This window comes from Pyrobaculum calidifontis JCM 11548, from assembly GCF_000015805.1.
In the GTDB taxonomy this organism is placed as follows: domain Archaea; phylum Thermoproteota; class Thermoprotei; order Thermoproteales; family Thermoproteaceae; genus Pyrobaculum; species Pyrobaculum calidifontis.
Genome location: NC_009073.1, coordinates 499039 through 511985, shown reverse-complemented (window position 1 = coordinate 511985; position 12947 = coordinate 499039). Strand labels below are relative to the sequence as shown.

16 protein-coding genes are annotated in these 12947 nt (G+C 56.0%); 10 read left to right on the top strand and 6 right to left on the bottom strand.

From position 1 onward, the window contains the following. Positions 1-3 precede the first annotated feature (3 nt). Genes PCAL_RS02900 through PCAL_RS02885 form a run of 4 tightly spaced genes read left to right on the top strand, consistent with a single transcriptional unit; the run spans position 4 to position 2733 of the window. Positions 4-675: a hypothetical protein gene (locus tag PCAL_RS02900; protein ID WP_193322854.1), complete on the top strand. Its 672-nt coding sequence runs from the start codon at positions 4-6 to the stop codon at positions 673-675. A gap of 28 nt (positions 676-703) precedes the next feature. Next, the gene (locus PCAL_RS02895; protein WP_193322853.1) at positions 704-1732 is read left to right on the top strand and encodes an NAD(P)/FAD-dependent oxidoreductase; all 1029 of its coding nucleotides are present in this window, start codon (positions 704-706) and stop codon (positions 1730-1732) included. Positions 1733-1754: 22 nt separating this feature from the next. Continuing rightward, positions 1755-1922 (top strand): ribbon-helix-helix domain-containing protein, encoded by a 168-nt coding sequence (locus PCAL_RS02890; RefSeq protein WP_226951988.1) that lies wholly within the window; start codon positions 1755-1757, stop codon positions 1920-1922. After that, entirely contained in the window at positions 1912-2733 is an 822-nt protein-coding gene (locus tag PCAL_RS02885) for a DMT family transporter (protein WP_011849220.1), read from the top strand. The genes PCAL_RS02890 and PCAL_RS02885 overlap by 11 nt, the downstream gene beginning before the upstream one ends. A gap of 36 nt (positions 2734-2769) precedes the next feature. Here PCAL_RS02885 and PCAL_RS02880 read toward each other — a convergent pair whose 3' ends face one another. After that, complete coding sequence (locus PCAL_RS02880; RefSeq protein WP_011849219.1) at positions 2770-3072, bottom strand: Sec-independent protein translocase subunit TatA/TatB; 303 nt, start codon at positions 3070-3072, stop codon at positions 2770-2772. Positions 3073-3144: 72 nt separating this feature from the next. On the opposite strand from PCAL_RS02880, the gene tatC reads away from it, so the two are divergent. Further along, positions 3145-4005 carry a Sec-independent protein translocase TatC gene (tatC, locus tag PCAL_RS02875; protein WP_193322852.1) on the top strand — a complete coding sequence of 287 codons (861 nt, stop codon included), beginning with the start codon at positions 3145-3147 and terminating at the stop codon, positions 4003-4005. On the opposite strand, the gene PCAL_RS02870 is transcribed toward tatC, so the two are convergent. Beyond that, positions 3978-4811, bottom strand: a complete 834-nt coding sequence (locus PCAL_RS02870; protein WP_011849217.1) for a hypothetical protein — start codon at positions 4809-4811, stop codon at positions 3978-3980. The genes tatC and PCAL_RS02870 overlap by 28 nt on opposite strands. Before the next feature lie 31 nt (positions 4812-4842). On the opposite strand from PCAL_RS02870, the gene PCAL_RS02865 reads away from it, so the two are divergent. Genes PCAL_RS02865 through PCAL_RS02855 form a run of 3 tightly spaced genes read left to right on the top strand, consistent with a single transcriptional unit; the run spans position 4843 to position 7254 of the window. Next, complete coding sequence (locus tag PCAL_RS02865; protein WP_193322851.1) at positions 4843-5208, top strand: hypothetical protein; 366 nt, start codon at positions 4843-4845, stop codon at positions 5206-5208. A 46-nt stretch (positions 5209-5254) separates the two neighbouring features. Continuing rightward, on the top strand, positions 5255-6337 hold the full coding sequence (locus PCAL_RS02860; RefSeq protein ID WP_011849215.1) for an MFS transporter: 1083 nt from the start codon (positions 5255-5257) through the stop codon (positions 6335-6337). A 20-nt stretch (positions 6338-6357) separates the two neighbouring features. Further along, the gene (locus PCAL_RS02855) at positions 6358-7254 is read left to right on the top strand and encodes an amino acid kinase family protein (protein ID WP_011849214.1); all 897 of its coding nucleotides are present in this window, start codon (positions 6358-6360) and stop codon (positions 7252-7254) included. A gap of 22 nt (positions 7255-7276) precedes the next feature. Here the strand turns inward: PCAL_RS02855 and hisS are convergent, their stop codons facing one another. The 3 genes from hisS to PCAL_RS02840 all read right to left on the bottom strand — a co-directional run bounded on the left by hisS (position 7277) and on the right by PCAL_RS02840 (position 10783). Continuing rightward, positions 7277-8542 (bottom strand): histidine--tRNA ligase, encoded by a 1266-nt coding sequence (gene hisS, locus PCAL_RS02850; RefSeq protein ID WP_011849213.1) that lies wholly within the window; start codon positions 8540-8542, stop codon positions 7277-7279. Continuing rightward, positions 8539-9582: a saccharopine dehydrogenase family protein gene (locus PCAL_RS02845; protein WP_011849212.1), complete on the bottom strand. Its 1044-nt coding sequence runs from the start codon at positions 9580-9582 to the stop codon at positions 8539-8541. The genes hisS and PCAL_RS02845 overlap by 4 nt, the downstream gene beginning before the upstream one ends. A 157-nt stretch (positions 9583-9739) precedes the next feature. Further along, a complete protein-coding gene (locus PCAL_RS02840) occupies positions 9740-10783 on the bottom strand; it encodes a glycosyltransferase (RefSeq protein WP_193322850.1) in 1044 nt (347 codons plus the stop codon). A gap of 69 nt (positions 10784-10852) precedes the next feature. Between PCAL_RS02840 and PCAL_RS02835 the strand changes: the two genes are divergently transcribed. Then, entirely contained in the window at positions 10853-11872 is a 1020-nt protein-coding gene (locus tag PCAL_RS02835; RefSeq protein WP_011849210.1) for an RAD55 family ATPase, read from the top strand. Between the two features lie 113 nt (positions 11873-11985). Further along, a complete protein-coding gene (locus tag PCAL_RS02830; RefSeq protein WP_193322849.1) occupies positions 11986-12390 on the top strand; it encodes a hypothetical protein in 405 nt (134 codons plus the stop codon). Here the strand turns inward: PCAL_RS02830 and PCAL_RS02825 are convergent. Continuing rightward, a complete protein-coding gene (locus tag PCAL_RS02825; RefSeq protein WP_011849208.1) occupies positions 12387-12935 on the bottom strand; it encodes a nucleoside-diphosphate kinase in 549 nt (182 codons plus the stop codon). The two genes, PCAL_RS02830 and PCAL_RS02825, sit on opposite strands and share 4 nt — an antisense overlap. Positions 12936-12947 lie beyond the last annotated feature (12 nt).

Genomic DNA, 12947 nt, shown 5'->3' with positions numbered 1-12947 from the left:
CATGTGGAGTCGCCTAGGAGAGTAGTACTGTTGCAGTACCCCCCGCCGCCGGTCGTGACGCCGCACTTGATCACAGCCGCCTCTCTCATATCGACTAAGCTCTACGGACTCTTCGACTTGGGGTCCTACATCGCGCGGCTCGTGGAGGCCGGCGTCCAGAAGTACGGCGAGCCCCTCGACCCCTGCTGGCTATACGCCGTTCTGCCGAGTGGGTATAAACACTTCGCATATTTCTCAGACCAGGCGCCGGGAGCGGAGGGGGAGTACGCCTCCCTCTACCCCGACCCCTACTTGGGCACACTCTTCGTAGCCGCCTCTGGCAGACGCGCCGTGTTTAGACCCCTCAGCGGCGACTACCTCGACGGGCTTTTCCAGTCCCTGGCCGGGGCTGAGGGCTGGAACATCCGCGTGGCCAACTACGTCGAGTACGAACTTTACGAAAATCGGCATGTGGTTAATAGGGAGTGCGTAGTTGAGAGACTGAGGCAGATTTTGCCGAGGGAGTTCACCTACGAGAAAGACGCACTGCTCTCAGTTCTAGTTCCCACAATGCCGCAGGCCTTTTTAACAGATCCACAGATGACAAAGCTCGTGGCCTTGGGGTTCATGGAGTACAGAGAGACGACCATAGTCCCAACGCCGCTCCTCGTATCTCTGCTCAGCATGATCCTATAACTTATATAGCTGGCAGCATCTGCGCCTTGTGAAAGCGGTGGTGTTGGGCGGGGGGATTGCGGGGGTATTCACGGCGTACTTCCTAAGGGAGCTCGGCTTCGACGTCGTGGGTGTGGGCGGCGATGTGGCCTATCCGCTTACTTCGCTTGTCCTCACGCTGTCTATGCCATATGGCGAAGACGTTGAGCTGGCTAAAGAGAGCTTGGAGATCTACAGAAAGTTTGTACAGCCCAGGGAGGTTACCTCAGTGGACATATTCCCCCGCTGGGTCACATTGCCCAAGTTAGAGGTTCCCCACGAGGTTACAGACAGCGTGGAGGGGCTACGGCTGGGGCCAGACGAGGTGGCGGTATTGACCAGGGACTACCTAATACCCGTGAGGAAGGTGGTGAATCGCCTTAGGAGGGAGCTGGGCTTCGCCTCCTCGTACGGCTTTTTGAAGGTTGAAGACGGCAAGGCCTACGTAGTGGCTGAGGGGAGGAGGATTGCGGGCGACGTTGTTGTACTCGCCGCTGGCTACAACAATAGGGCTTTAGCGGAGAAGGCCGGCCTAAGGCTTCCGCTCCAGCCGTATGAGTGCTACGCAGTAGCCTACGCGGCGTGGGGGAAGGGGTGGCGATACAGCGTCGGCGACCACGTGTTGGGGTGGTACGGGAGGCCCATTGCGCCGTTTATGTACGTGGCGGGCGACGGGTGCGGCAGATACGGCCAAGGCCCCCCAGCTAATTACGTGGAAAAAATGACTAACCTACTCCGCCAGAGAATAGGCGCGGCGCTCCCCCTCGGCCTTAGAGTTGGCTACTGCGAGGTTGGGCCCCACGGCGGGCCTGTATATGGGAAACACCCAGATGTGGACAACTTGTACGTAATAGGCGGCTTAGACGGCTATGGGAGCATGGTAGGCCCCTCGCTGGCCAAGAGGTTGGCTGATCTGATAGCGGGGCGCGAGGAGTTTGACGAGTTTAAAGTTGAGAGATACATGGCCCACATGGACTTCGACCCCTGCGCGGTGAGTGAGCGGCACGACTGGGGCTCTGTAATACTACGTAAGGCATAAAAATGCGGAATTTGTGTGCCACGTGGGCGAGAAGCGAGAGAAGATGGTGCTGATATCGTTTCACGTGCCGCAGTCCTACGTGGAAATGTTAGACGAGTTAGTGAAGAGCGGGGTTTTTCCAAACAGGAGCGAGGCGGTGAGAGCCGCGTTGAGGGAGCTGTTGAATAGGTATATGTCAAATGGACGTTAGCATAGGCGTCCTCTCGGCGGTTCTAGCCACAGCGGCGTTTTCCATAAACGCCCCACTGGCTAACGCGGCGACGAAGCTCGGCGTTTCTCCCACGTCGCTTGTGGCGGTGCGCAACTTGGTGGCGCTCCTCACACTCCTCCCCTTAGCCGACTTTAAGATCTCGGCTTTAGGCCTCTTGGTGGTTGTGGCATCTGCGCTACTGGGCCCCGGCCTGGGCGATGCGGCGTACTTCAACGCCATTTCTAAAAGCGGCGTTGCCGCCGCAGTGACAATTGGATATACGTACATATTCACGGCGCAGTTCTTCTCAGCCCTCTTAGGCGTAGAGCCTTTGACGAGCCGCGTGATTGTAGGCGCGGCGCTGGCCTTTTCCGGCGTGGCAGTCGCCCTGGGCGGAGTGCCGCGGGGCTCGGGGGCCTTCTACGGCCTTGTGGCCTCTCTGGCTTGGGGCCTTGCCTCAGCACTGCTCGGCGTAGCCACAAAGGGCGCGTCAGTTTACACAATCGCGGTGCTTAGGTCAGCCGTATTGGCTCCACTCTTCTTTGCCCTATCGGGCTTTAAGAGGCCGCCTCTGAGGGGCTTGATTTACGCCGTATCTTCGGGAGTGGTGGGCCTTGCCTTAGGCTCTGCGGCCTTTATATACGCAATATCGGCAATTGGGGTGTCAAAGACGGTGATAGCCACCTCGCTTACTCCCATTCTTTCACAGATATTTGACAAGGCGTTGAACAAGACTCCCATAAGGCAGAGATATATACTTGGGGCAACACTTGTCTCAGTGGGAATTGTGATCAGTGTGATGAATAACTAGACGTCGGATATTTGAAGAACTGACGACGGGCTGACTCTACTGAGTCTTTTTAAGCTCGGCGATTTTCTTGTTGATCTCGTCTAGAATCTGTTCCTTGGTCTTGCCCTCGATGGATATGCCCAAGGCCCTCGCAGTCTCCAAAAGCTTCTGGTCTATCTCCTCTCTCTTCTCTACTTTCCTAGGCTCTTCCTCTATGCCGCTCGTCGCTTTTCTAAACTCCCTAATGGCCTCGCCCAGCCCCCTGGCTAGCGAGGGTAACTTCGAGGGGCCCCAGATAAGTAATATAACCACGGCGATGAGTATTACAATCCACTCCTGTCCGCCTAGGAGTAGGTACATGGAGTACCATCATTTGCATCTTTATAAGCTTTAACGGCTGGAAGAGTTTTAAACGCCCTCGTCGTCGTTGGCGTGGAAGATAAGCCGCCTCGTGACAGAGAAATGCCTCTTTGGGAGCACCTGAGGGAGCTCGGCCAGCGGCTTAAGAGGGTGTTGATCGCCTTCGTCGTCGTGTTTATAGTCATGTGGATGCCCGCGCCGGATCTGCATGGCGGCAGTATAATGTCAATCTTGGCCTCCTTCTTCGTCACTGGCGAGTACAGGCCGCTGGCTTACTGGGCCTTCTTTGAAACAATAAGGCCGATGCTCGACGACTTGAACAAGACCGCCAACATAAAGATAGCGCTAATTGCCGGAGAGGTGTGGAATCCCCTTGGCGCAGTTATGTACGCCTCATTGTACCTAGCCGCGTTGGTAGTGTTCCCGCTGTTAGTGTATGAGATGTGGCTGTATGTACAGCCAGCGCTTTACCCCCACGAGGAGAGGGCCGTGAAGAAGTACCTATGGGTAGCTCTCCTCCTATTTTACGCTGGCAACCTCTTCGGCATATTCGTAATATTCCCAGCCCTCTTTAGATTTATCGCAGGCTTTGCGGCAATATTACGCATAGAGCAAATCTTCAGCGTATCCTCTGTGGTCAGCACCTGGATGCAGTTGGCCTTTTGGACAGGCGTAATCTTTGAAACCCCAATCGTCATAGCCATACTTTCAGAGATCTGTCTCCTCAATCCGTGGACCCTCGCCGCGTATAGGCCCGTGGTCTACGCAGTGGCGCTTATACTAATAGCAATCGTCACGCCGGACACAACCCTCGTCTCCACATTCCTCACCTTTATACCATTCGCCATACTCTTCGAGGTTGGCCTCGTGTGGAGCAGGCGGATAGTCAAAAAGTGCCCCGATATTCAGCCCTTGAGCAAGCCGTATAGGTAAATCAACTTCGCGGAGGCGCCCCAGCCCCCCGCCACGCGCTCCACAAGACCCCACTTCACAAGATACGCGAGCTGACTTGGCTGAGCCAAGTCGAGGAGGAAGCCGTGGCTCACGACCCCCTGCTCGACTAAATCTGCAAAAACCTCCTCTCCCAAGTCCAACACCTCGGCCACTCTGGCAAGAGCCTCTTTAAACGCGGGGCTCTGCTCTTCATCCACGCGGCTCATTGGCGCCACGGCCTTCAGTGCCACTGCCCTGCCCGTTGCAGAGAGGTCTCCGGGGGCTCTCACGTACCTCTCTCTGGCGTAAGGCGGTACAGAGCTGTGGAAAACCACATCGCCTGGCAAATCCAGCGGCTTAGTTAAAATTAACTGTGTCTTAGCCCCCTTCGCCGCGGCGTACCTTAGAAGGGGGCGCGGATCGCCTTGCCAAAGCCTGAGGTCAACGGCGATTGAGGATACGCCGTTGGAGACCACCGCCACGGCGGCAGTGGCGGGGTCTGGCCAAGCCGACGTGCACTGCGCTGTGTCGCGGCCGTATGGCATAAGTCTTGCCGTATACATGACGCCTAGGGGCAACTGGGCGAAGAGGAGCACGGGATCCACTCTCTCTAGGCCAAGCGCGGCTTGGTCGGCCAAGTGCTCCGACACGCCCACTCCGTACAAATCTCTAAAGAGCTCGCCCAGCGTTGCCCATGCTTCAATGCGCGGAGTCGGCGGAGGCGCGCGGCACAGGGGGCTCACCACCACGTCTACCTCATACGCCACGTGCACCTCCGCCGTGTAGTCGACTATCTGCGTAATCACAATTTTTTATATGCGCAATATTAAAGAGGTCATGAGTCTGGCTGGGATACGTTTCGACTATATACACGCCGAGCGCCTTGGCGCCCCGCCGCCGGGCGCCCAGCTACAGATGAATATGCAGGTCATGATTGAGGGAGAGCGGGCGGTTAAGAGAGGCGGCTTTGTGGAAATACCGTTCACCATAGGCATATCGTCGGTCCCAAGCGTAGTCACGGTCACAATCAGGGGCACTGCCACAGTGCAAGGCGACGTCGACTTGAAGAACTTGCCCCCCCACATAGCCACCCCCATCATGCAGGCGGCGTTGTTTGAGGCGGCGCTTATAATGAGAGAGTTGGGCTTCCCACCGCCGCTCCCTGTACAGCCTCAACAGCCCCAGGCGCCCCACTACGCGTGATGAGCCGACCCCGGCGTAGATTTGTGACGAAGATTTACACCGGCTGATGCGCCTAATTCTCGCCGCCAGGGCCTTATACGCCCTTATGTGGTTCTACGTGGCCCCAGTTCTGCCTCAGATGCTTAAAGAATTCGGCGTAGATGCCTCAAGCGCGGGGCTACTCCCGGCTATGTTCATCGTCGGGACAGGGGTTATGCAAATCCCGGCCAGCTACTTGGGGGGCAAGCTGGGGTTTAACAAGGTGGCAGGCGCGGGGATGGCCATCTTCGGCGCCTCTTCTCTCTTGCTCTCGCTGTCTAATTCGTGGTGGGAGGCCTTGTTGCTCAGGGCGTTGGGGGGCGTGGGGGCTGGCCTCTTTTTCTCAACTGCGGGGGCCCTAATTGTGGCGTATATGCCAGATGCCGTTGCGACGGCGCTGGGGTGGTACAGCGCGTCGTTCAACATAGGCGCCTTCGTTGGATTTTACTGGGGGTACGTGGCCTCGTTGACGGGTTGGCGCCTCGCGTTGGCTATCCCCGGCGCGTTGGCAATAGTCCTCGGCGTACTAATCTTCAGAGGGCCTCCTCTTAAGGGCGCGTCGAAGTTCAGCTGGAGGGCCTACTCCTTCGGTCTCGCCTCATTTCCCTTCTGGGGGTCGGTGTATGCCGCAAACAGTTTGGCCGCTACGTGGGCCCACCTCCACAGAGGGGTTGCAGAGAGCGTTGCAGGCGCCTTGTCCTCCGCGGCAATGGCCTCGGGGTTCTTAGGCGGATTCTTCGGCAGATTATACGACAAGACTCAGAAAAAACTGCGCTTTCTGACCGCGGCCCCCCTCCTTGCGGCAGGGGCTTACGCCCTAACCCCCTTTGCCCCAGTTTACGCGCTGTTTCTGCTCGCCTTTACATACGGCGCGGCCTTCTCCGCCTATATTACAGCCATATACGCAACTGCGTCAAAAGTTTCACAAGACCCCTCATCGGCTCTCGCGGTGGTAAATGTGACAAATATGGCGCTGGGCCTACATGTGAGCTATATCTTCTCCTGGCTAATGGCCTACTCCCCAGCGCTCCCCTGGGAATTTCTAGCCGCGTTGGCTGCCTCTTCTTCTCTGGCCACTTACGCTGTGGCGCAACGGACAAAGTTTATTTAGACGCGTAGATATGCGCGCAAGTGCTGGTTGTAGTAGCCTTAGGAGGCAACGCGTTTAATAGACCCGGCGACCCAATTACGCAGGAGACCCATCTAAAAAATGCAGACATTGCGGCTCGCATAGTTGCCAAGATCCTCCGAGAGGGGAACCAAGTCTTGCTTACTCATGGCAATGGTCCACAAGTGGGCTATTTAGCGGAGCTACAGAAGGGGCAAGAGGGCTTTAGACTAGACGCCCTTGTCGCGGCGACGCAAGGCCTCCTGGGCTACTTTATCGTATCTTCTTTAGACAAATACGTGGGCGTAGGGAAAACTGTGGCTCTGGTGACTAGGGTGAAGGTCGACTGTAACGACCCCGCCTTTGAAAATCCCACAAAGTTCATAGGCCCCACATACCCAGAGGAGGTGGCCAAGAGCCTTGCCGAGAGGTACGGGTGGCAGTTTAGGCAAGACCCGAGGGGAGGCTGGCGACGAGTCGTGCCATCTCCCAAGCCGCTTAAAGTGGTGGAGAGCGACGTGGTAAAGGTGCTTATTGAGAGGGGCTACATAGTCGTTGCCGCGGGGGGCGGCGGCGTGCCGGTCTGCGACGGGGCCGGAGTTGAGGCGGTGATAGATAAAGACCTCGCCTCTGCCGTGTTGGCCGCAGAGGTCGGCGCAGACCTCTTCATGATTCTCACAGACGTAGACGGCGTGTATATCAATTTCAAGAAGCCCGGCCAGCGAAAGCTCGCGTCTGTGTCAGTTGGAGAACTTGAGAAGTACTACCTAGAGGGGCACTTCCCGCCTGGGTCTATGGGACCTAAGGTGGAGGCAGCGCTCTACTTCGTAAAGCGGACTGGGAAGAGGGCGGCTATTGGGGCCCTAGAAGAAGGATACGAGGTGTACAAAGGCCTAAGCGGCACCCAAGTCTACGCGTAGCTTGGCGCGCCCATCCAAGTAGCTATGCGCCGCGTATAAACTCGTCGATGGGTTTTTCCACTTCTTCTCGTTTTTGTAAGTCTCTAACTTTCACAACGCCCTTCTCTAGCTCCTTCTTCCCCAGAATGACTAAGAACCTTGTGCCAATTTTCAACACGTATTCAAAGGCGTCTTTCAGCCCCTTATCGCCGAGTTCTACCACTGCGCTGTATCCCTTCCTGCGTAGTTCTCTGGCGATGTAGATAGCTGTCTGGTAGGCGCTTTCGTCGAATATGTAGATGTAGTAGTCCAGCGGCTTTTCCACTGCTTGCAACCCCACGGCCTCCATTAGCCTTTCGACGCCTATGGCGAAGCCTAAGGCGGGGGTTTTTACCCCGCTGTAGAGCTGGAGAAGGTCGTCGTATCTGCCGCCGCCTCCCACGGCCAGCTTATATTCGCCGGCAAACGCCTCGAAGACAACCCCCGTGTAGTAGTCCAGCCCTCTGACAATCGACAGGTCAAATATAAGCCTCTCTAGGCCGACGGCGGCTTCTAAGTATTTTACAAAGGCGGCGTAGAAGCCGCCAAGCTCCTTGTCAATACGTGTTACAAAATCCACAGCCTCTTGGAGAGGCATCTCTGTCGCCTTTTCGTACAACTCCTCGGCCTTGCTCGGCGGAACTCCGCCCCTCGTCATAATTCCCACCACCTCCTCCCGTGGCGCTTTGTACCTCTTGTCCAACGCCTTGTAAACGACGTCTTTATACGCCGCGAGGCCCATGCCTTCCAGAAGCTTGTCTACGACGCGTCTGTCGTTTAGCTTAATGACGTAGTTGGAGGCACCTGCCGCGGCTAGTGACTCAGCCAGCAGATGTACCACCTCTGCGTCTGCTCTTGGGCTTGCCGAGCCTATGAGCTCTACTCCGAATTGGTAAAACTCTCTATATCTGCCGTGCTGAGGCTCGTCGTATCTAAAGACTTTTGTAAAATAGTACCAACGGATGGGCCGCGGCAGGTCTAAGTTGTAGGAGACGACGCGGGCTATTGGCACAGTCATGTCGAAGCGCAGGCCCAGTTCGCGCCCCGCCTTGTCTCTAAAGTAGTATATCTCGTTGACGATCTCCTGCCCCGCCTTCCTGGCCAATACCTCGAAGTGCTCCACGACGGGCGTCTCCACGCGCCTATAGCCAAAAGACTCCGCCACCCGCGACAGTAGAGCCTCGAGTTGTTGAAGCGCGTAGTATTGATGCGGTAGCCAGTCGCGCATTCCTCTGACAGGCCTCCTCAAGTGGTCTGGCAACCCGCTCATAGCTCAGTCCTGGTTACGACCTCTTGGGCTATCCTCACGCCTTGTTGCTTAATCGCAGAAATTACACGTGGAAACAGCTTCGTAGACATGCCTATATACTCAGGCGGGGTCACGCCCGGGTCGAGGTCCTTAATGACGTACTGCATTGCCACAGCCACGCTCCCAGTGGCTATCTGCATGGCCGTCCACCCGCCCCTAGGCTTGACCAACGTCTCATATTGCACCCTCTTCTCGCCTTTGGCGGCCACCACTTTCAAATAGACGAGATCTGGCACATCGAATTTAAGCCTAGAGAGCAACTTAGCCGTGATGAACCTAGGCGGCGGATCGCCTTGATCAGACAGAAACCCTAACTCCCTCAGAAGACGCATCTTTTCTACGTGCGAAGGCCACCTAAGCGTCTTCTCATACATAGTCTTGGCCCTCCCCGCAAGAGTTTTCAGTAGCGTCCTTAAGCCGTCGCTGTAAAACGCCTCCAAAGTCCCCACGGGGGACGGCACTGTCTCAACTTCGCTGAGGGGGTCCACCGCAGTCACAACGCCGTCTTTTAACACGCGTGCAGGTCTGGTGTACTCCTCTATGAGATCCACCGGGCTCCACGTCACACTATAGCCGAGGGGGCCCACGGGCCTTTCCGGTATTCCGCCAACGTAGATTCCAAGCTCGTCTACGTCACCTAGCTCGGCCACAGCTCTCCCAGCAAGCATGTTGCTTAGGCCAGGCGCCACGCCGGCGTCGGGGATGTATCTAGCCCCAGCCTTTGCCGCAACTTCATGTAGCGCAAAGGGGTCCTCTGGGTAGAAAGAGACGTCTATTACGTCGAGCCCCGCCTCTAAGGCCCTTTTCGAGGCCTTAAAAGAGATGGCGCCGGGAAGCGCGTTTATCACCAAGTCGTAGCCTCCCAAGGGCACTTCCAAAGCGTCTTGTGACAAGGCGCCTGGACAACCCCCAGCCTTGTCCACAGCCACAACCTCATGCTTTGACAACATGGCGTATATGTACCTCCCAATGTTGCCACAGCCAAGTAATAACACTCTCACAAGTGGACAATACCAAGAGAATAAAACCTTATCCAAAGGTAGGACGGGTTTCCGAGTTGGCAGGCCCGCGTGCCACCGCTTATACGTTAATCTAAGATGTGCCGAGTGCCCTCGCCGTGTCTGTGGGGGGTAGCCCTCCCGCTGTCCCCAGAGGTAGCTAATGAGCGGGGGGTTTGCTGAAGACCACGAGTTCTGACAATGCGTAGTTTACAAAGTAGCCAGCCGCCACGCCTACTAAGTAGGCCAGGTAAATCCACACGCCAGCAAAGTGTAGGGCGAGGGTTGTCGCGTAGTTAGTCAAATTGCCGGCGGCGGTCGCCAAGTGGTATTTGGCCCAACCTGCCAACAGCGGTGTATGCCGCTCTGAGAATGTCCACAGTCTGTTGAGCAAGTAGTTAGTTGTTAGACTTATCTCAATCGCCAACGCCACGGAGGCCAGAGGCGTCATCCAGCTAGTCGCGGCGAGCACGGCTGTCGCCACTGCCACGCCCGTGGCGCCGACTGCGGCAAACTTGAGCGGCCGCCACTTTGAAAGGGCGAGGATCTGTCTTACGAAGTCTAATATGTGCTTGGCGCCAAGCTTAGAGCGGCCCCGCGTCCTTAGCCCAAAGACATAGGGCACTTCAACCACGCACGGAGGTCTACACTGCACGAGTACGTCGAGCAGAATCTTGTAGAGGCCGGTGGGCGTCACTGCCCTCAAGCAGTCTCTCTTATATGCGAAGAAGCCTGAGACGGGGTCTTTAACTCCCCTGGCCTCCGGCACCACAAGCCTGGCCAACAACACCGCGCCCCTAGACACCACTCTCCTAGAGAGACTCCACCCCTCGACTCTCCCACCTTTGACGTACCTAGACGCAACTGCAAGACACCCCCGCTCGGCGATTTTAGCCAACTGGGGGGCCAGCTCGGGCGGGTGTTGTAAATCTGCGTCCATGACAACTACCACGTTGCCCTCCGCGGCCCTCGCCCCCTCCACCACGGCGCTTGAGAGCCCAGCCCGCCTCTCTCTGACGACTACGCGGACTGGGTACCTCTCCCCAAGCCTCCTCGCCGTATTGGCCGTGCCGTCTGGGCTATTGTCGTCTACCACTACCACTTCGTACCCAACGCCGCCAAAGGCTCTGTGGAGTCTCTCCACGAGCTCTGGCAAATTTTCAGCTTCGTTATACGTCGGCACAACTACAGTCACGAGACCCACGCGTAGATAGAGGTGCTTTAAAGTAATTTTAAATACGTAAAATATATATTGGAGGACAAAGGGTGCTTTATGGATCTTAAGCGGATATTTGCAGAGAGGATAAGCTTCGTGTATGGGCCCAGCGGCTCTGGCAAGACAGTGCTCGTCTCAGAAATTGTGCGTCAATTCGCAGATGAGGGGAGAAGAGTCGTGTGGATTTCCTTCAATGAGAGTAGAGACGTTCTAGTGAACATGTGGAAAAGCTTCGGCTGGGACGTTGGGCGAATCACGGTTTACGACTTCCCCTTTGTGCCCCAGTATAGAGAGACGCTGTTTAACCAAGTGGTAGATCTGGCCTACAAGGAGAAGGCCGAGGTGCTCGTAGTAGACGGCGTCGATGCAGTTGTCTTTGACAGAGCGACGGCGGATGCTCTCTCTAAGGTAGGCCTCTACAGCACCATAGGCATTGACACAAAGTACAACCCCCTCGCCGATATAGCCGACACGATAGTTAGGACATCTATAAAGTTTATACAAAGCGCCGCGATTAGGCGCTTGGAAATAGTCAAGGTACGGGGGATGGAAGTGGCGACCCCAGTCTACTATCTCGCAGTGTTGCCCCAGGGGCCAGTAGTTTTAAGCCGCTACCCGCGGCATGAACCCACGCGCAAAATTGCCGCCCCTGGGCATTTGGCAAATTTCATCGGCGAAATTTACAAGGGAGTCCAAATAGCGCTGTACGGCCCATATCAGGGCGTTTCTGCGCGAGTTGTAGACGTGGCAGAGGCTGTGGCGTACATACACAAGCCCTACCAAAGAGACTTTTTCAAAAGGGCGAGGACATACCTAGTTTCGCCACAGGAACACCTCCGCCTTGAGCACTACGCGGTTAAACACGACGCAGAGTATGTAGTTGTGCTAGACGCAGAAGTGGTGCCAAAGTTCTTTAGAGAATTTAGACGGCCAGACGTGGTTTGGATCGACGTCTACACTACGCCGCCGCCTATGTCCGACTACGACTACATCTTCTACGTTTCACGCGAGACAATTCGCCTCGAGAAATCCCCAGAGCCCACGGACGTGGTGGGGCTACCTATTGCATTAGAGTGACCCTCTTAAAAAGTTTTACAGACGGCGTAGCTCACATGGTGAACTGAAGTTCACTGCGTGTCAATCGTCGTGAACTTTCCCTAGCCCTTAAAACCCCCGGCGTAGTAAGGGGCGTGGAGTTGTTGGCCTTGGCAAAAGGGCCTCTCCCCGGGCTCTACTACGTGGCAACAAGCCCGCCTGAGTGTGGCCAAATCCGCGTTAGGCTTATGGAACTCCCCACAAACGAAGAGCCCCCCTTTAAGGCTGTGGCAATTAGGGCTGGGGGCGGCGTGGCTTTGATAAATTTAACAAAGATAAGCCTAGTAGACTACTTCTTTCAACACATAGGCAATGTAATTGAGGGCGAAGTAAAAAACGGCGTGTTAGAAGGCGTGGTGTGCAACAAAAAGGTCAAGCTCAGAGTGACTGATCGAACACTTTCAGGCCCAGTTCTTGCAGTGGTTCCAGTGGCTAAGAGGCGGAGAGTATTGCCGAGGGTCGCCGTTGTCGTCTACGCCTACGAGGTTAAGATCGCCTAAACCAGTTCCTCGGGCTTGAACCAAAACCGTATTTCTCTCTCAGCCTCAGACGCGCTGTCTGACGCGTGTACAAGGTTGTAAACTACTCTGCCCTCCTCTGCGGCCAAATCCGGCGAGTCAATGGAGTAGTCCCCCCTAATAGTGCCAGGCGGCGCAGAGTGGGGGGACGTGGGCCCCACAAGTTTCCTCACCACTTCCACCGCCCTGTTCCCCTCTAGAACCATTGCTACAATGGGGCCAGAAGTCATGTACTCCACTAGCTTCTTCTTAACCATCTTCCCCACCTCCACTGGGTCATCTGTGCCCAACCTCTCCCTGGGGCTTATACCGAGCTCTTGATATGCCTTAAGCAACTTAGTTCCAACAGACTTAAGCCACTCCTCTGACGACGGGTAAAACCTCTCTATCTGCTCGGCGCTGGACTTCACCATCTTCAGACCCACAATTCTAAGCCCGGCTTTCTCAAACCTCGAAATTATCTCGCCGACGAGTCTCCTAGCCACCGCATCTGGCTTCAATATGACCAAGGTCCTCTCCACGGGCATACCCCTGGAAAT

Bases quoted from the DNA above. Each gene is read 5' to 3' on its own strand.
- PCAL_RS02835 (WP_011849210.1), top strand. From the start codon at position 10,853: ATGGATCTTAAGCGGATATTTGCAGAGAGGATAAGCTTCGTGTATGGG.
- PCAL_RS02885 (WP_011849220.1), top strand. From the start codon at position 1,912: ATGGACGTTAGCATAGGCGTCCTCTCGGCGGTTCTAGCCACAGCGGCG.
- hisS (WP_011849213.1), bottom strand. From the start codon at position 8,542: ATGAGCGGGTTGCCAGACCACTTGAGGAGGCCTGTCAGAGGAATGCGC.
- PCAL_RS02825 (WP_011849208.1), bottom strand. From the start codon at position 12,935: ATGCCCGTGGAGAGGACCTTGGTCATATTGAAGCCAGATGCGGTGGCT.
- PCAL_RS02865 (WP_193322851.1), top strand. From the start codon at position 4,843: ATGAGTCTGGCTGGGATACGTTTCGACTATATACACGCCGAGCGCCTT.
- PCAL_RS02860 (WP_011849215.1), top strand. From the start codon at position 5,255: ATGCGCCTAATTCTCGCCGCCAGGGCCTTATACGCCCTTATGTGGTTC.
- PCAL_RS02880 (WP_011849219.1), bottom strand. From the start codon at position 3,072: ATGTACCTACTCCTAGGCGGACAGGAGTGGATTGTAATACTCATCGCC.